The sequence below is a fragment of the Aureimonas sp. N4 genome (assembly GCF_001463925.1).
GTDB classification, from domain to species: domain Bacteria; phylum Pseudomonadota; class Alphaproteobacteria; order Rhizobiales; family Rhizobiaceae; genus Aureimonas; species Aureimonas ureilytica_A.
This window is the reverse complement of the sequence record NZ_BBWS01000021.1, coordinates 60,847-75,890: the sequence shown is the minus strand read 5'-3', so window position 1 is coordinate 75,890 and position 15,044 is coordinate 60,847. Positions and strand designations below refer to the sequence as shown.

The window sequence follows — 15,044 nt, the reverse complement described above, 5'->3', positions numbered from 1 at the left end:
CGCCCAAGGGCGGCGGCCTATGCTCACGCGGCCGAGGCGTTGCGTGCGGCCATGCGGGCGCGAATGCTTTCGACATCGGCGCGCGGCGTCGAGGCGAAGAGCTTGCGCGTGTAATCGTGGCTCGGCGCGGCGAAGACCTCGTCACGCGAGCCGTATTCCACCACCTCGCCGTAATACATCACCATCACCTTGTCGGCGATGTAGCGCACGACCGAGAGATCGTGGCTGATGAAGACGTAGGTAAGACCCAGCTCGTCCTGCAGATCGGCCAGAAGGTTCAGGATCTGCGCCTGCACCGACAGGTCGAGCGCCGAGACCGGCTCGTCCAGAACGAGAAGGCTCGGGTTCAGCATCAGCGCCCGCGCGATGGCAACGCGCTGGCGCTGGCCGCCGGAGAACATGTGCGGATAGCGATTGAAGTGCTCGGGGCCGAGGCCGACCTTGACCAGCATCGCCATGGCTTTCTCGCGCCGCTCGGCCGCCGAAAGCGGGGTGTTGAGAGCCAGGGGCTCGGTCAGCACGTCGCCGATCTTCTGGCGCGGATTGAGCGAGCCATAGGGATTCTGGAAGACGATCTGCACCTTGCGGCGCATGTCGGCCGTCACGCCCTTCGTCACGTCCATCTTCTGGCCGTCGATGAAGAGCTCGCCCGCCGTCGGCGCGTCGATCAGCGTGAGGATGCGCGCCAACGTGGACTTGCCGCAGCCCGATTCGCCAACGATCGCCAGCGTCTTGCCGCGCTCCACCTGAAAGCTGACGCCCTTGACGGCCTGTACCGTCTTGGCCGGGGCGAAAAGGCCGCGCGCGACGTGATAGTCGCGCTTGAGGCCGCGCGCTTCAAGAACCGCGCTCATCGCATTCCCTCCAGCGCCATGGCATCGGCGACGGTCGGCAGACGATCGCCCGTCGCATTCTCCGGCAGGGCCGAAAGAAGCGCGCGCGTATAGGGGTGCTTGGGCGCCTCGAACAGCGATAAGACGTCCGCCTCTTCCATCTTGCGGCCCTTGTACTGCACCACGACGCGGTGCGCTGTTTCGGCAACGACGCCCATGTCGTGGGTGATCATGATGAGTCCCATCGCGTGCTCTCGCTGAAGACCGACCAGAAGGTCCAGGATCTGCTTCTGAATGGTCACGTCGAGCGCGGTGGTCGGCTCGTCCGCGATCAGGAGCTTCGGATTGCAGGCAATCGCCATGGCGATCATCACGCGTTGGCACTGCCCGCCCGACATCTGATGCGGGAATACCGAAAGGCGCGAGGCGGGGTCGGGAATGCCGACCGCCTCCAGAAGCTCGATCGCCCGCCGCTTGCGCTCCGCCCGGCCGAGGCCGAGGTGGAAGCGCAGGGTCTCGGTGAGCTGGAAGCCGACCGTGAAGCACGGGTTCAGGCTCGCCATCGGCTCCTGAAAGATCATCGAGATGTCGCGCCCGATGAGCTGGCGACGTTCGCGGCCCGAGATGGCGCGCATGTCGCGCCCATCGAAGAGCATTCGATCGGCCGTGACGGTCGCGGTCTTGGGCAGAAGGCCCATGGTCGCCAACATGCCGACCGACTTGCCCGAGCCCGACTCGCCGACAATGGCGAGCACCTCGCCCTTGTCGACATGAAGGTCGATCCCGTCCACGGCCTTGAAGGGGCCGGAGGCGGTGTCGAAGCTGACGGTGAGATTGCGGATTTCGAGAAGCGACATGGAATCAGCTCCGGCGCATCTTCGGGTCGAGCGCATCGCGCAGACCATCGCCCACGAGATTGATCGCCAGAACCGTGATCAGGATGGCAAGCCCCGGCAGGGTCACGACCCACCAGGCGCGCAGCACGAACTCGCGCGCTTCGGCCAGCATCGTGCCCCATTCAGGCGTTGGAGGCTGCGCGCCGAGACCGAGAAAGCCGAGCGCCGCCGCGTCCAGAATGGCACTGGAGAAGGAGAGCGTCGCCTGCACAATGAGAGGGCCGAGGCAGTTCGGCAGGATCGTCTTGAACATGAGGCGCATCGGCCCTGCGCCCACGACCCGCGCCGCCACCACATATTCCCGCTCCTTCTCGGCCATGACCGAAGCTCGTGTCAGACGCACGAAATGCGGCTGCAGCACCAGCGCGATGGCGATCATCGCATTGGTGAGGCCGGGGCCGAGAATGGCGACCAGCACGAGGGCGAGAAGCAGCGAGGGAAAGGCCAGGATCACGTCCATCACGCGCATGATGACCGTGTCCACCCAGCCGCGGAAGTAGCCGGCGACGAGGCCGACCACGACGCCCGTCGAGACGGCGAGAACCACGACCACGACGCCGATGAAGAGCGAATATTGCGCGCCGAACAGAAGACGGGACAGGACGTCACGGCCGACCGCGTCGGTGCCCAGCAGGTAGGCCGCCTGCCCGCCCTGCTGCCAGACGGGCGGCACGAGCAGCGCCGCGCGGTTCTGCGCTGTCGGGTCATGCGGCGCGAGAACCGGCGCGAGGATGGCAAGGAGCACGATCACGGTGAAGACGACGAGGCCTGCCACCGCGCCGCGATTGACCGAGAAATAGTACCAGAATTCGCGCAGCATCTGCCCCCGGCCGCTGGCCGGCGGAATGCGATCTGGCATGTTGGAGCCGATGCCGGCTTCCGCTTCCTGAGCTTCGATATGGGACATCAGAGCCTCTCCTTATCGCGCGCGGACGCGGGGGTTGATGAGGCCGTAGAGAAGATCGACCACGAGATTGACGACCATCACCACGAGCGCGATCAGGAGGAGGCCTCCCTGCACCACCGGATAGTCGCGACGGAACACGCTATCGACCATCCATTTTCCGATGCCGGGCCAGGAGAAGATCGATTCGGTCAGGATCGCGCCTGCCATCATGACGCCGATCTGCAGGCCGATCGTCGTGATCACCGGAATCAGCGCATTGCGCAGGGCATGAATGCCGATGACGCGATTGGGCTTCAGACCCTTGGCGCGAGCGGTGCGCACATAATCTTCGCTGAGAACTTCCAGCATGGCCGACCGCGTCTGACGCGCAATCACGGCGAGCGGAATGGTGGCGAGCACGATGCTCGGCAGGATGAGATGGCTGAGCGCTGAACTGAAAGCACCCTTCTGGCCGGACAGGAGACTGTCCACCAGCATGAAGCCCGTCACCTGCGGGAAGAAATACATCAGCGAGATGCGGCCCGAAACGGGCGTCCAGCCGAGCGTGCCGGAAAAGAAGATGATGAGGAGAAGGCCCCACCAGAAGATCGGCATGGAATAGCCGACCAGCGCCGTGCCCATGATCGTCTGATCGAGCCAGGAGCCGCGTTTGACGGCGGCAAACACACCAGCCGGAACGCCGATCAGCACCGCCAGGAAGATCGCGACGAGCGACAATTCCACCGTGGCCGGAAAGAGCGTCAGAAACTCGGTCAAAACCGGTCGGCGCGTCACGATGGATGTGCCGAAATCGCCATGAAACAGCTGCGTGATATAGTGCATGAACTGGATCGGCAGAGGCTGATCGTAGCCGAGTGCAGCCGTCAGCTGCGCGTGGCGTTCCGGGCTGACGCCCCGCTCACCCGCCATCAATGTGACAGGGTCGCCGGGCAGAAGCCGGATAAAGGAAAAGGCGACGAGAGCGACGCCCAGAAAGGTCGGCACGAGAATGCCGAGACGAGCCAGAAGAAAGCGAAACATGGGGCGCTCTACACGGTTCAGCGGGCGCGCGTCACCGCATCGGTTTGAATTGGCTGCATAAAGCAGATTTTTGACCAAAAGGAAAAGGGGCGGCTGCGCGCCGCCCCCATGGGTTCCGCACGTCGGGTCGTGCTTAGTCCTTCAGATCGACGCCGTCGAACGTGTAGTCGCCGAGCGGGCTCTGAACGAAGCCGACCACGTTCGAGCGCATCGGCACATAGACCACCGAGTTGGCGATTGTGGCCCAAGGCGCCTGCTCCTTGAAGACGACCTGCGCCTGCTCGTAAAGCTTGGCACGGTCTTCCTGCTTGGAGACGGTCTTGGCTTCCTGGATCAGCTTCTCGAAGTCCTGATTGCAGAACTGCGCGCGATTGGCGCCGCCCACGGCGTCACAGCCCAGCAGCACCGCCAGGAAGTTGTCCGGGTCGCCATTGTCGCCCGTCCACCCGAGAAGCACGGCGCCATCACGATCCTTGGCCTTGGAGCGCTCGAGATACTCGCCCCACTCGTAGGTGACGATCTCGGCCTTGACGCCAACCTTGGCAAAATCCGACTGGATCAGCTCGGCCATGCGGGAAGCGTTCGGGTTGTAAGGGCGAGACACCGGCATGGCCCAGATCTTCATCGAGAGATCTTTGACGCCTGCGGCTTCCAGCGCCTTCTTTGCCGCCTCCGGATCGTAGACGTCGTCCTTCAGGGCGTTATTGTAGCTCCACATCGTCGGCGGGATCGGAGCCTTGGCCTTCTGACCAGCGCCCTGATAAACGGCCTGAATGATGGCGTCCTTGTCGATCGCCATGTTCAGGGCACGACGCACTTCCGGCTTGTCGAAAGGAGCCTGCTGCGTGTTGTAGGCCAGAAAGCCGATATTCAGGCCTTCCTGCTCCGACACTTTTAGATCGGGATTCGACTGGAGCGTGGGCACGTCGGCCGGATTCGGATAGGCCATCAGTTGGCATTCGTTCGCCAAGAGGCGCTGCTGCCGGACCGAGGCATCCTTGGTGATGGCGAAGACGAGATCGTCGATGGGCTGCTTGCCGCCCCAATAGTCGGCAAAGGCCTGGAAACGAACGACGGCGTCCGGCTGGTAGGCAACGAAACGGAACGGACCCGTCCCGATCGGCTGCTGGTTGAACTGAGCCTGATTGCCGGCGGCGGCCAGCTTGTCGGCATATTCCTTCGACACGATCGAAGCGAACGGCATGGCGACATTCGCGATGAACGGCGCATAGGGCTTGTTCAGCGTGAAGCGGACCGTGAGATCATCGACCTTCTCGATCGACTTCACGATGTCGGGCATCGACATCGAAGCGTAGTATTCCCAAGCGGCGCCGGGGACATACTGGTGCCAGGGATTCTTCGGATTGCCCTGCCGATCGAACGAGAAAACGACATCGTCCGCATTCATGTCACGTGTCGGCGTAAACGTGTCGCTCGAATGGAATTTCACGCCCGGGCGCAACTTGAACGTATACTGGAGTCCATCCTCGGAGACGGTCCAGCTTTCCGCAAGGCCCGGCTCGGTCTCGGTCGTACCCTTCTTAAACTCGGCCAAACGGTTGTAGACCGGATGGGCAGAAGCGTCGAACGTCTGGCCGCCGGTATAGAGGCCGGGGTCGAATCCTTCCGGCGAGCCTTCCGAACAGAAGACGAAGGTCTTGGCCGAGGCGGCCGATCCGAGAGCCAGAACGATCGCCGTTGCGGCCAACAGCTTCTTCGCCAATGTCATCAATGCGTTCTCCATGAACGTCGAGGCGGCGCCATTGCCACCGGGAGCCCGCATGGAGACCACAAATCCAGCTTCGCGCAAGTCTATAGTCTGACCATTCACTCAAAAACGATCGTGGGTGCCTTCAAAGTGGTGCCCGAAACGCCCTCGATCGAGGCCAGAACCCGCGCCGCGATGTCGCGATAGACCTGTGCATGGGGGCCGGTCGGGTCGCCGGCGACCACGGGACGACCGGCATCCGAGCTTTCGCGAATCACCATTTCCAAAGGCACTTCACCCAAAAACGGCACGCCCAACCGCTCGGCTTCGGCTCTCGCACCGCCATGGCCGAAAATATCGTATCGCTTCCCCGTATCCGGCGCGACGAAATAACTCATATTCTCAACGATTCCGAGAACGGGTACCTCGACTTTCCGAAACATCGCGAGACCCTTCCGCGCGTCTATCAGCGCCAGATCCTGCGGCGTGGACACGATCACCGCGCCGGCCAGCGGCACGGACTGCGCCATGGTGAGCTGGGCGTCGCCCGTGCCGGGCGGCATGTCCACCACCAGCATATCGAGATCGCCCCACTCGACTTCGCGCAGCATCTGCGTCAGCGCCGACATGACCATCGGCCCGCGCCAGATCATCGGCGTTTCCTCTTCCACGAGAAAACCCATCGACATGGCCTTCAGCCCGTAGGCCTCCAGAGGCACCATGGTGCGGCCGTTGCGTGTTTCGGGCTTGCCGGACAAATGCAGGAGACGGGGCACGGACGGCCCGTAGATATCGGCGTCCAGCAGACCGACCTTCATGCCGAGCGCCAAGAAGGCCAGCGCCAGATTGACAGCTGTCGTGGACTTACCGACACCGCCCTTGCCGCTCGCGACCGCCACGATGCGGCGAATGCCTGGAATATCGGGGCGCACAGGGCGAGGAGCGGCAGGGGGCGCCGGCATGGCTGCCCCACCCTGGCGAGGGCGGGGATGATGATGGGGATGCGACGCGGCAGGCTGAGGCGGGCGCGCCGGAGCCGGGCGCGCGGCCATACCACCGCCCTTTCGCTCGGCGGTCAGCGCGACCATCGCGGTGTCGATACCCTCGACCTCCGCAACGCGCCGCTCGGCCTCCTGGCGAAAGCCTTCGAACCGTTCCGCATCGCTCGCCGCGACGCTCAGCGAAAAGAACGCCTTTCGATCCGCGACGAAGATATCCGACACCATGTCCCGCGACACGACATCCGCCCCCCCGTCCGGAGCGGGAAGGGAACGCAGGACATCGAGGATTCGGGTTTTGAGGGCGTCGGACATACAGGCTCCGTCATCAGCAGGCGCAGCGGCCGGAACGGACGGTCGCGCTTCCCATGTTGGTGAGATAGTTCATCTGGCGAGAAATGGGGAGGCCGGCTCCCGCACGGAGGCGAAAATGAGCGAAGACCCGGAGCCGACATTGTCCGAACGCGCGCCCTATCTGAAACCGGATGACGCGGCCCGGGCGTTGGCGCGTCGTCTTCTGGGCGAGAGCCGCCATGCCGCGCTGGCCACAGTGACTATGCCCGACGGACAGCCGCTCGCCACGCGCGTCGCTCTCTCGACGTTACCCTCGGGAGATGTGGTGCTTCTTCTTTCGGACCTGTCGGAACACAGCCGCGCGCTCGCCAGCCATCCGCGAGCCTCCCTTCTCGTCGGCCACACCGCACCCGGCGATGGGCTGCGGCAGCCACGCTTGACGCTGCGAGGCCATGTCGTCCGGCTGGTTCCGGGCGCCGACGAAGCAAGGGCACGCGCACGCTATCTGGCGCGGCTGCCTGAAGCGGCGCTCTATGCCGATTTCGCGGATTTCGCCTTCTACAGTCTGACGATCGTAGACGGGCTGTTGAATGCCGGCTTCGCTCGCGCCCATCAGCTGGACCGCGCGGATCTCTGTCGCGATCCGTCGCCCGAGATGGAAGCTCGGGAGGGCGCTGTCATCCGCCATATGAACGAGGATCACGCCGACAGCCTGTCGCGGATCATCGCATCTCAGCGAACGACGGATCAAACGAACTGGCGGATCGCGACACTCGATCCGCTCGGATTCGAAGCGCTCTCGGACACAGGCGATCTGGTGCGGATCGACTTTGCGCAGGGGGTCGTCAAACCGGAAGGGTATCGCCATGCCTTCGTTCGATTGGCGCAGGAGGCACAGACAAAGCAAGGAAAAGCATAACCTTGACTGTCAGGGCTTGTATCCCGGCGGGCAGTCCGCGCGAAACCGATTTCCGACATCGTTTTGATAGATACAGCGCCCGGTCTCGCTCGCCGATTGTCCGATCAGCTTGTCGCCTGCATGCGCCGTGATGGTCGGCAGCGTACCCGGTGCATAGGCCGATATTCCGCCCTCCCCTAATCCGAACACAGCGGGCAGGATATCGGATCTGCATCCCGCCACGGTCATGGCCGCCCCCAACCCAAGGGCTAACAAGGAAACGCGACGTAAAGCCTCGATTTGACGGTTTCGGGTCGGCATTCGCATTCGTCACCCCCAACGAAATAAGGCCGCCGTAAGAAACGGCGGCCTCGTCTTCAGATCAGTCGGGCTTTCAGTAGCCGGCCGGGCAGTCGGCGTAGTAACGCTGGCCGCGACCGTCGCGGTACACGCACTGGCCGGGGCGGTTGGTGGCGGCGCCGACAAGAGCGCCGCCCGCGCCGCCGACGGCCGCACCGATCAGCGCGCCGCGCGCATTGCCGGTGATACCCGCACCGATCGCCGCACCACCGAGGGCACCGATACCCGCCGGGATCGCCACATTGCGATCGACCGACTGGCAACCGCTCAAGGCAAGGGTGCTTGCCGCAACGGCGGCGAGAATCATGGACTTCATCGGAAAGCCTTCTCCATTCAGGTGTCCCTATTTGCGTTATAGCACCCAGCCAACATTCGACTAGGGCGGGGTTCAGCGAGCCGCGACGAGATTTTTGGGCTCACCCAGTTCCACCGCCAGATCACCGCCGCGCGTCAGAGCCCATGCGATTGAGACAGAACGCGGGTTCTGGCCAGACGAGACGGGCACGCAGGTGGAGAAAACCTTGGGCTCGCCCGTTCCCGCCATTCGCATGGCCAGCGGGCGGGCCATTTCGCATTCGGACAGACTAGCCTGAATCGGCTCCGGCAGCGGAACCTCCCTGCAGCTCGACATCTCGGCGTTGCAGCCCACGATGAGCAGGATGGCAGCGATCTGTTCCATGGCGAAATCCTTTCGCCATTTTAACGATTCGGGCAGGTCCGGGGTTCCTGCGTTTTCAGGCGGACCTTCATCACCCTCGCGTCTCCAGCGACCGACGAAACCGGAACATACCTAAGAGGTCAGGAGCCGGCGATGATCTCGAACTGGTTGGAGGGTATACGCAATCTGTATTGCAAACCATCCGGCCGATAGTCGAGCTCCGCATCGCCGCCAACGGAGTTGGGTACGATCCTCTCCAAGGTCGAGGTCCCGAAGCGCGGATCGTGATCGACCCTAACCCGAGGACCTTTCGATTCCTCCCATTCCAGCAAAAGCTGCGTCAACCCATTTCTGATGTCGAGGCGGGAACGGATCGCAACTCGGCCACCGGGGACCGAAAGGCTTCCGTAGGAGGCCGCATTGACGGCAAGTTCATGCAGCGCGAGACCCACATGCAGGGCGGCCGTGGGGGACAGATACACATCGACCCCGTCGAACTGGATCTGGTCCATCCCATCGGGCGCGTAGCGCTCTACCTGAAGCGTGATCAAGCCGAACAGGTCCGCCCCTCGCCAATCCGTATCGGTCACGATGTCCTGAGAGGAGGACAGCGACTGGATGCGGCCGCGAAAACGAATCAGAAATTCCGGCACCGTCAGCGAATGACGCGCCGTCTGGCTGGCGAGGCTCTGAATGATCGCCAATAAATTCTTGGAGCGATGAGAGACTTCACGCAGCAAGGTTTTCAGCGTGTCTTCCCGGCGCTTCTGCTCGGTGATTTCCAGGGACGTTCCGATGATACCGATGATTTCGCCCGAATCGTCCCGGTCCACATCGACACGAATGTCGAACCAGCGCATCGACTCGCCGCTCAGGATCGGCAGTTCGAACCGCGCGGGCTTCTGGGTGCGCAGAATGTCCTGCTTGATCGAGACGGACTTCTCGGCCGCGGCGCCCGGCATGAAATCGTAATCGGTGTCGCCATTATGGGCTGACGAGAGCCAGGAGCCTTCCGCGTTGAAAAGCCAGAGATAGCGAAGTTCTCGATCCTGAGCGAACAGGGTCATATCCGTGTTCGCCAAAGCTCTCAGCGCCTTGTAGGCTACCATGTCGCGTTGCTCTTGTCCGAGGGCAAGGGCGTCCACGCCCGCGCTGAGTCTAGGATATGTTCTTTGCCGGAGTCCTCATGTGCCCGGCGCCCTCTGCTTCCGCCGCGCAGACCACATTCCCTGGATCGCTCTACCTTGCCAAACCATTGGCGGAAGAACCTGTCCGCCGTCTGTTCGGTTCCCTGCTCGGATGGAAAGGTTGAGCAAGCATCATCAGAAAGCTCGCCCACCGTTCGCATCGGCTGCGCTCGCATGTCACAAGAGCCCATGATTCACACTACGAGTTGAATGCTCTTCGGGTTCTCAGCGCGCAATGGCGGCTAGGCCACGCCGTTGAGGCAGCGCGACCGGCCAACCATTCGAATCGCTCAAAGCGGATTAAGCTGCCTCGCGTTCCGTTTCGAAGAACAGGGCCTGACTGATCAGGGCCTTGACCATATCGGGGTTGAACGGCTTGGTGACGAGGAAGGTCGGCTCAGGCCGCTCGCCCGTCAGCAGCCGCTCGGGGAAGGCTGTGATGAAGATCACCGGCACCGAGACCTTCGACAGGATTTCGTTGACCGCATCGATGCCCGAGGAGCCGTCGGCCAGCTGGATGTCGGCCAAAACCATTCCCGGCTTCTGCTGTTCGAACAGAGCGATGGCTTCCTTGTGCGTGCGGGCGATGCCGGTCACGCCATGGCCGAGGCTCTCGACCATCTGCTCGATATCCATCGCTATCAGAGGCTCGTCCTCGATGATCATGATGTTGGTCGAGACCTGACGCCCGATATCGGAACTTGCCTGATCGATCAGCTCTGAGAAATCGCCATCGCCGACGCCGAGAATCGTGGCGGCCTCTTCCGTTGTGAAGCCTTCGACAGCCACCAGAAGGAAAGCCTGACGCGGCAAGGGCGAGATGCCACGGAGATTGCGGGAGGCCTTCTCTTCCCAGGCCGAAACGGGCGCATCCTCCCGAACGTTCACTTCCAGCGACTGCCAGAGCGAGGAGAAGAGCTTGTAGAGAGAAATGCGGGGGCTTTCCTGCGTGTCGAACAGGCTGGGTTCGGCGATCAACGCCTCCAGAACGGCGGCCACATAGGCATCGCCAGACGTCTGCGAACCGCTGAGCGCGCGAGCGTACCGCCGAAGATAAGGAATGTGCGGCGCTATGCGCGAGGACATCGACATGGAATTCCCCTCGTGACTCACTAAAGGCCGGCGAAAGGCCGGAGTGGAACAGGTTCAATCTCGCGCAAGCGAGGACTTGAGCGCCGCATTGGAAGCCGAGTCCTGACGAACCGCTTCGATGCAAGCCTACCGCTAGTTAGTTCATGGTTCACGAAACGCCAGTGCGCCTCGGGAATATTTGAGACCGGGCCATAAGGTTCGGGCTTGAGAAGTTGGAACGCTCCCACATGTAGCTTCCATGACGATGCGGCTAGCGACGACGCCGACCAGCATGACAAGGGCACGAAGACGAATGGAAGATCGCGACAACAGAGAGGATGCCGAGCTTCGATCGGACGACGCGCCCGCGCCCGGCGGTTCGGCCGATCTGGGTTCGAGTTCGGCCATCGCGAAGCGGCTGAAGGCTTATTACGACGATGTTGCCAGCGAGCCTGTTCCCGATCGCTTTCTCTCCCTTCTGGATGCGCTCGACGCCGCGGAATCCGCATCCAAGACACCCAAGCAGGGTTGATCCGATATGGGCCAGGAACCGGACTTTCGCCGTGAACTGATTGCTATCATCCCCAACTTGCGCGCGTTCGCCGCGTCTCTGGCCGGTTCGTTCGACCGTGCCGACGATCTCGTCCAGGAAACGCTCGTCAAGGCGTGGGACAAGCAGCATACGTTTCAGCCGGGCACGAACCTCAAGGCGTGGCTGTTCACGATCCTGCGCAACGAGTTCTACACGCAGATGCGCAAGAAGGGCCGCGAAGTGCAGGATGTGGATGGTATCCACGCGATGCAATTGGCAGGCCACCCTGAGCAGCAAGGCCATCTCGACCTTCAGGATTTCCGTAAGGCGCTGGACCAGCTTCCGGACGATCAGCGTGAAGCCCTGATCCTGATCGGCGCGTCCGGATTTTCCTACGAGGAAGCGGCCGAAATCTGCAAATGCGCGGTGGGAACGATCAAAAGCCGCGTGTCTCGCGCTCGCACTCGCATGGCCGATCTTCTCGGCATCGAGGGCGATGGCGAGTTCGGGCCGGACTCCATCTCGTCGCAGATCATCGGCATCGCGCCGGCGGCCTGAACGACTGAATTTTCGGGCCGCCGCGATCCGTTTTTCGTACCCGGCCAAGGAACCGTTTGGGCGCGAAGTGGATTTCCAGCACGGCCCAAGCGCTGCAACGGCTCAGCGAGTTTTGTTGGTTTTTCGTCCACAAGAGGAATGCATCATGTCCGATAGTACGCCTTCCGATTTTTCTCAGTCCGGCAACGCGGAAGCGCGCAAGGCGGAGGGCGATCTGGAGTCGCAGGTAGCCCAGCTTCGCGAAGACGTCGCGCAGGTTGTCGAGACGCTGAAGACCATCGCCAACGGCCGCGCCGACGATGCGCGCTCGCAGGCCTTCGCCATTCGCGACGAGGTTCGCGATCGCGGCGAGCGTTATCTGCGCCAAGCGCAGGAAACGGCTGGCGAGTTCGAAGAACAGATCACCGAGCGCGTGCGTGCCGAGCCGATCAAGAGCGTTCTGATCGCGGCTGCCGTGGGCTACGTCTACGCTCGCCTCTTTAGATGATCGGGCCGCTTATCGCCAAACTCTTCACCGGCGAGGCGTCGATCTACCTGGCGCGCCTTCGAACGGCGATGACCATCTATATCGTGATGGCCATTCTGGCGCTCGGGGCGATCGGTTTTTTGCTGAACGCCTTGTTTACTTGGCTCGCGTTCCGCTTCGGTCATGTTCAGACATCCATCGGCTTCGGTGTCGTCTGCTTGATCGGCATCGCGATCATGTATGTCGTGCTTCTGATGGCCCGACGCGTCCCGCAGCAGCGGGCGCGCGATCGTGTCCAGCGGGACGTGGCTTCGATCGCCAGCGTGGCGGCCATCTCGAACTTGCCGACGATCTTCGGCTTGGTGCGCCGTCGCAAATCGGTGCTTCTCGTGCCGATCGGCTTGGCTTCCATCTGGGGGCTTTTCATGGCCCTTCGGGGCTATCGCGATCGGTATTGATCGGTTTGAGGGCGGGGCGCGAAAGCGCTTCGCTCTTTTTCATCAGAGATGACGGATCGTTCTTCCCATCCGCGAATTCCTTCATCAGGAATCAAATCCATGGGAGAAGAACATGGCCGAACTGAATACCAACAAGGCGCGGCAGGGGCGAACCGGACGCCCGGTTCTTTATGTGCTGCTCGGCGGTCTAGCGCTGGCTCTGGTCGTTTTCGCGGGCCTCGGCATCTATGGCAGCGTACTGCCGGATCAGAACATCAACGGCGTTCAGAATTCGGACGTGAGCGCGGCGCCCGCGACATCGACCGAGACGACCAGTTCCACGGTTTCGCCTTCGCAGGCCAATAACAGCGTGGCAACGCCGAGCGGCTCCAGCCAGTAGTAAGCTGACCGGCCACCGCTGCACAGGCAGAGATACACGACATCGAGCCCGGCACCGTGCCGGGCTTTTTTCATTTCCAACTCAAGCTCGCGTGCCGCCGCAGGCAACTCTCCCTGCCTTTCAGACGTTCTCCGAGGACAACGGGAGTATGACCATGAGTGACATCAGGCGTTTCGACCGCAGCGTTACGGGTTTCAACACAGAGGTCGGGGCCGACGATGATCGGCCGGGCATCTCCCAACCCGTGACGCAGGACGACATCGACGATATCTTGAACAATCCTGCCATGACATTGGAGGAAAAGCAGGCTCATCTCGCGGCCCTAGCTGGGGAAATCGACACGCGGTCAGACATCGATCGCGGCAGTGAATTCGAGCCGCTGGAAATGCAGATCCGTGACGCCATTGCCATGTTGGCCGATGGCGGTCACGCCTATGGCGAACCGGAATCCGTCGGCATGGACCCCGAGAGCCGCAGCGATGCGCGCGCGCCGGATGATTTTTCGACCGAGCTTCGCTGAGAGAGGCATCAAGCGGCAGGGCAGTGAGGCCCTGCCGCTTCAAGTTATGGCAGCTTGCTATCCTCAGGCACGAGGACTTTTAGCCCCCGGCGGTGCATCGTCACGTCGGACACGCGCGCCAAATCTTTCAACTCGCCATCCATCACGGCGCGCTTCACGGTTTTGCGGCCGCCATAGACGATGCGGATGGAATCCGCTTCCGTCACGGTCAAATCCTTGTTGGCCTTCCAGGCTCCCCGCATCATGTCCATCGTCATCTTCAGCATGGCCACCCGATCGGTGGAGCGCATGAGATAGACGCCGAGCTTGCCGGCCCGTGGGTCGTCCGCGAAGGGCAGATGCCCTTCCCCGTAGATGTTGTTCGAGATGGCGACGGCCGGCGTTCGGATCGACTCCCGCTTGCCGTCTATGACGATTTCCAGGTCCACCAGTGGCAGGCTCTGCGTAGCGGAGACGATTGCCTTGACGCTCGCCCACATCTTTCCGACCTTCGAGCCGTAGTCGAGCTTGTCGCGCGTGCGCACCATGCGGGCATGGAGACCGACGGCGAACTGGTGGATGAAGTGTTCGCCATTCACGGCCGCAATGTCGACCTCGACGATCCGCCCGTTCGCGAGCGCGCGAACGGCCTGTTCGAGTTCCATGGGAATATCCAGCGACCGGGCGAACAGGTTCATCGTGCCGGCCGGCAGAACGCCGAGTGACACGGGCGTTCCCGCGACGGCTGCGGCAGCGGCCGATACCGTGCCGTCTCCGCCGCCCACCATGAGAACGTCAAGGTCGTTGCGCCGGGCGTTGGCGCGGATACGATCGATCAGTTCGTCTCCGGTCAGAATATCGATGTCGATCTCATGCCCGTGCAGCTTGAACTCATCGACGATCAACGCGGACAGGACGTCGAGGTCCATTGTTCGCAGCGTCCCTCCCCCGCGATTCAGGATGGCGTGAACCTTCATAGGGTCGACAAGCTCCGGTTTTGAATGATGATCCCGGCAGCATATGGAGCGCGGTCAAAAAAGCGCGAGAGCACGCCATCCAAGATCGAGGCGAGCCGGAACTCGCTGTTGCGCGAACCGTTCTGCGACACACGGCCGCGATCGGCGCAGCCCATCTCAGTGAAGGCGTTCCGCATGCTTGAATGGATTGTCATTCTTCTCGTCGTCGCTGCAATTGCCAGCCTTCTCGGGTTTCGCGGCGTGGCTGGCGCGTCCGCCGGCATCGCCAAGATCCTGATTCTGATCGTGCTCGTGGGCTTTTTGCTTCTGCTTTTCTTCGGTGTGATCGCCTTCGCTTGAGGTTCA

Annotated in this window: 19 protein-coding genes; 8 read left to right on the top strand and 11 right to left on the bottom strand. The window is 62.3% G+C overall.

What is annotated here, in order from left to right:
• Positions 1 to 23: 23 nt before the first annotated feature.
• From AUL28_RS06815 to AUL28_RS06790, 6 genes are all read right to left on the bottom strand, one after another.
• Complete coding sequence (locus AUL28_RS06815) at positions 24 to 854, bottom strand: dipeptide ABC transporter ATP-binding protein (RefSeq protein ID WP_062219349.1); 831 nt, start codon at positions 852 to 854, stop codon at positions 24 to 26.
• Positions 851 to 1,690 (bottom strand): ABC transporter ATP-binding protein, encoded by an 840-nt coding sequence (locus AUL28_RS06810; RefSeq protein WP_082640305.1) that lies wholly within the window; start codon positions 1,688 to 1,690, stop codon positions 851 to 853. The genes AUL28_RS06815 and AUL28_RS06810 overlap by 4 nt, the downstream gene beginning before the upstream one ends.
• A 4-nt stretch (positions 1,691 to 1,694) precedes the next feature.
• Positions 1,695 to 2,588, bottom strand: coding sequence for an ABC transporter permease subunit (locus AUL28_RS06805; RefSeq protein ID WP_062219386.1), 894 nt, complete (start codon positions 2,586 to 2,588; stop codon positions 1,695 to 1,697).
• 60 nt (positions 2,589 to 2,648) lie between these two features.
• On the bottom strand, positions 2,649 to 3,656 hold the full coding sequence (locus tag AUL28_RS06800; protein ID WP_062219351.1) for an ABC transporter permease subunit: 1,008 nt from the start codon (positions 3,654 to 3,656) through the stop codon (positions 2,649 to 2,651).
• A 133-nt stretch (positions 3,657 to 3,789) separates the two neighbouring features.
• Positions 3,790 to 5,385, bottom strand: coding sequence for an ABC transporter substrate-binding protein (locus AUL28_RS06795; protein ID WP_062231191.1), 1,596 nt, complete (start codon positions 5,383 to 5,385; stop codon positions 3,790 to 3,792).
• A gap of 98 nt (positions 5,386 to 5,483) precedes the next feature.
• Positions 5,484 to 6,677, bottom strand: coding sequence for an Mrp/NBP35 family ATP-binding protein (locus AUL28_RS06790; protein WP_062231159.1), 1,194 nt, complete (start codon positions 6,675 to 6,677; stop codon positions 5,484 to 5,486).
• Positions 6,678 to 6,792: 115 nt separating this feature from the next.
• On the opposite strand from AUL28_RS06790, the gene AUL28_RS06785 reads away from it, so the two are divergent.
• Complete coding sequence (locus AUL28_RS06785; protein WP_062231157.1) at positions 6,793 to 7,575, top strand: HugZ family pyridoxamine 5'-phosphate oxidase; 783 nt, start codon at positions 6,793 to 6,795, stop codon at positions 7,573 to 7,575.
• A gap of 373 nt (positions 7,576 to 7,948) precedes the next feature.
• Here the strand turns inward: AUL28_RS06785 and AUL28_RS06780 are convergent, their stop codons facing one another.
• The 4 genes from AUL28_RS06780 to AUL28_RS06765 all read right to left on the bottom strand — a co-directional run bounded on the left by AUL28_RS06780 (position 7,949) and on the right by AUL28_RS06765 (position 10,851).
• Complete coding sequence (locus tag AUL28_RS06780) at positions 7,949 to 8,230, bottom strand: glycine zipper domain-containing protein (RefSeq protein WP_058601805.1); 282 nt, start codon at positions 8,228 to 8,230, stop codon at positions 7,949 to 7,951.
• Between the two features lie 72 nt (positions 8,231 to 8,302).
• A complete protein-coding gene (locus tag AUL28_RS06775; protein ID WP_062231155.1) occupies positions 8,303 to 8,593 on the bottom strand; it encodes a hypothetical protein in 291 nt (96 codons plus the stop codon).
• A 119-nt stretch (positions 8,594 to 8,712) separates the two neighbouring features.
• Entirely contained in the window at positions 8,713 to 9,681 is a 969-nt protein-coding gene (locus AUL28_RS06770; RefSeq protein WP_062231152.1) for a sensor histidine kinase, read from the bottom strand.
• 378 nt (positions 9,682 to 10,059) lie between these two features.
• The gene (locus tag AUL28_RS06765; RefSeq protein WP_058636923.1) at positions 10,060 to 10,851 is read right to left on the bottom strand and encodes a response regulator; all 792 of its coding nucleotides are present in this window, start codon (positions 10,849 to 10,851) and stop codon (positions 10,060 to 10,062) included.
• Between the two features lie 292 nt (positions 10,852 to 11,143).
• On the opposite strand from AUL28_RS06765, the gene AUL28_RS06760 reads away from it, so the two are divergent.
• The 6 genes from AUL28_RS06760 to AUL28_RS06735 all read left to right on the top strand — a co-directional run bounded on the left by AUL28_RS06760 (position 11,144) and on the right by AUL28_RS06735 (position 13,743).
• On the top strand, positions 11,144 to 11,362 hold the full coding sequence (locus AUL28_RS06760) for a NepR family anti-sigma factor (protein WP_058636924.1): 219 nt from the start codon (positions 11,144 to 11,146) through the stop codon (positions 11,360 to 11,362).
• 6 nt (positions 11,363 to 11,368) lie between these two features.
• The gene (locus tag AUL28_RS06755; protein WP_058636925.1) at positions 11,369 to 11,920 is read left to right on the top strand and encodes a sigma-70 family RNA polymerase sigma factor; all 552 of its coding nucleotides are present in this window, start codon (positions 11,369 to 11,371) and stop codon (positions 11,918 to 11,920) included.
• A gap of 145 nt (positions 11,921 to 12,065) precedes the next feature.
• The gene (locus AUL28_RS06750; RefSeq protein ID WP_058602588.1) at positions 12,066 to 12,407 is read left to right on the top strand and encodes a DUF883 family protein; all 342 of its coding nucleotides are present in this window, start codon (positions 12,066 to 12,068) and stop codon (positions 12,405 to 12,407) included.
• Positions 12,404 to 12,844 (top strand): hypothetical protein, encoded by a 441-nt coding sequence (locus AUL28_RS06745; protein ID WP_058602587.1) that lies wholly within the window; start codon positions 12,404 to 12,406, stop codon positions 12,842 to 12,844. Before AUL28_RS06750 ends, AUL28_RS06745 begins: the two co-directional genes overlap by 4 nt.
• A 112-nt stretch (positions 12,845 to 12,956) precedes the next feature.
• Positions 12,957 to 13,223: a hypothetical protein gene (locus AUL28_RS06740; protein ID WP_058602586.1), complete on the top strand. Its 267-nt coding sequence runs from the start codon at positions 12,957 to 12,959 to the stop codon at positions 13,221 to 13,223.
• A 91-nt stretch (positions 13,224 to 13,314) separates the two neighbouring features.
• A complete protein-coding gene (locus AUL28_RS06735) occupies positions 13,315 to 13,743 on the top strand; it encodes a hypothetical protein (protein ID WP_244493431.1) in 429 nt (142 codons plus the stop codon).
• Positions 13,744 to 13,787: 44 nt separating this feature from the next.
• Here AUL28_RS06735 and AUL28_RS06730 read toward each other — a convergent pair whose 3' ends face one another.
• Complete coding sequence (locus AUL28_RS06730) at positions 13,788 to 14,699, bottom strand: diacylglycerol/lipid kinase family protein (RefSeq protein WP_062231151.1); 912 nt, start codon at positions 14,697 to 14,699, stop codon at positions 13,788 to 13,790.
• Between the two features lie 174 nt (positions 14,700 to 14,873).
• Here AUL28_RS06730 and AUL28_RS22020 point away from each other — a divergent pair, with 174 nt between their 5' ends.
• Positions 14,874 to 15,038 carry a DUF1328 domain-containing protein gene (locus AUL28_RS22020; protein WP_082640304.1) on the top strand — a complete coding sequence of 55 codons (165 nt, stop codon included), beginning with the start codon at positions 14,874 to 14,876 and terminating at the stop codon, positions 15,036 to 15,038.
• Positions 15,039 to 15,044: the final 6 nt, after the last annotated feature.

Bases quoted from the DNA above. Each gene is read 5' to 3' on its own strand.
- AUL28_RS06815 (WP_062219349.1), bottom strand. From the start codon at position 854: ATGAGCGCGGTTCTTGAAGCGCGCGGCCTCAAGCGCGACTATCACGTC.
- AUL28_RS06810 (WP_082640305.1), bottom strand. From the start codon at position 1,690: ATGTCGCTTCTCGAAATCCGCAATCTCACCGTCAGCTTCGACACCGCC.
- AUL28_RS06805 (WP_062219386.1), bottom strand. From the start codon at position 2,588: ATGCCAGATCGCATTCCGCCGGCCAGCGGCCGGGGGCAGATGCTGCGC.
- AUL28_RS06800 (WP_062219351.1), bottom strand. From the start codon at position 3,656: ATGTTTCGCTTTCTTCTGGCTCGTCTCGGCATTCTCGTGCCGACCTTT.
- AUL28_RS06795 (WP_062231191.1), bottom strand. From the start codon at position 5,385: ATGACATTGGCGAAGAAGCTGTTGGCCGCAACGGCGATCGTTCTGGCT.
- AUL28_RS06790 (WP_062231159.1), bottom strand. From the start codon at position 6,677: ATGTCCGACGCCCTCAAAACCCGAATCCTCGATGTCCTGCGTTCCCTT.
- AUL28_RS06785 (WP_062231157.1), top strand. From the start codon at position 6,793: ATGAGCGAAGACCCGGAGCCGACATTGTCCGAACGCGCGCCCTATCTG.
- AUL28_RS06780 (WP_058601805.1), bottom strand. From the start codon at position 8,230: ATGAAGTCCATGATTCTCGCCGCCGTTGCGGCAAGCACCCTTGCCTTG.
- AUL28_RS06775 (WP_062231155.1), bottom strand. From the start codon at position 8,593: ATGGAACAGATCGCTGCCATCCTGCTCATCGTGGGCTGCAACGCCGAG.
- AUL28_RS06770 (WP_062231152.1), bottom strand. From the start codon at position 9,681: ATGGTAGCCTACAAGGCGCTGAGAGCTTTGGCGAACACGGATATGACC.
- AUL28_RS06765 (WP_058636923.1), bottom strand. From the start codon at position 10,851: ATGTCGATGTCCTCGCGCATAGCGCCGCACATTCCTTATCTTCGGCGG.
- AUL28_RS06760 (WP_058636924.1), top strand. From the start codon at position 11,144: ATGGAAGATCGCGACAACAGAGAGGATGCCGAGCTTCGATCGGACGAC.
- AUL28_RS06755 (WP_058636925.1), top strand. From the start codon at position 11,369: ATGGGCCAGGAACCGGACTTTCGCCGTGAACTGATTGCTATCATCCCC.
- AUL28_RS06750 (WP_058602588.1), top strand. From the start codon at position 12,066: ATGTCCGATAGTACGCCTTCCGATTTTTCTCAGTCCGGCAACGCGGAA.
- AUL28_RS06745 (WP_058602587.1), top strand. From the start codon at position 12,404: ATGATCGGGCCGCTTATCGCCAAACTCTTCACCGGCGAGGCGTCGATC.
- AUL28_RS06740 (WP_058602586.1), top strand. From the start codon at position 12,957: ATGGCCGAACTGAATACCAACAAGGCGCGGCAGGGGCGAACCGGACGC.
- AUL28_RS06730 (WP_062231151.1), bottom strand. From the start codon at position 14,699: ATGAAGGTTCACGCCATCCTGAATCGCGGGGGAGGGACGCTGCGAACA.
- AUL28_RS22020 (WP_082640304.1), top strand. From the start codon at position 14,874: ATGCTTGAATGGATTGTCATTCTTCTCGTCGTCGCTGCAATTGCCAGC.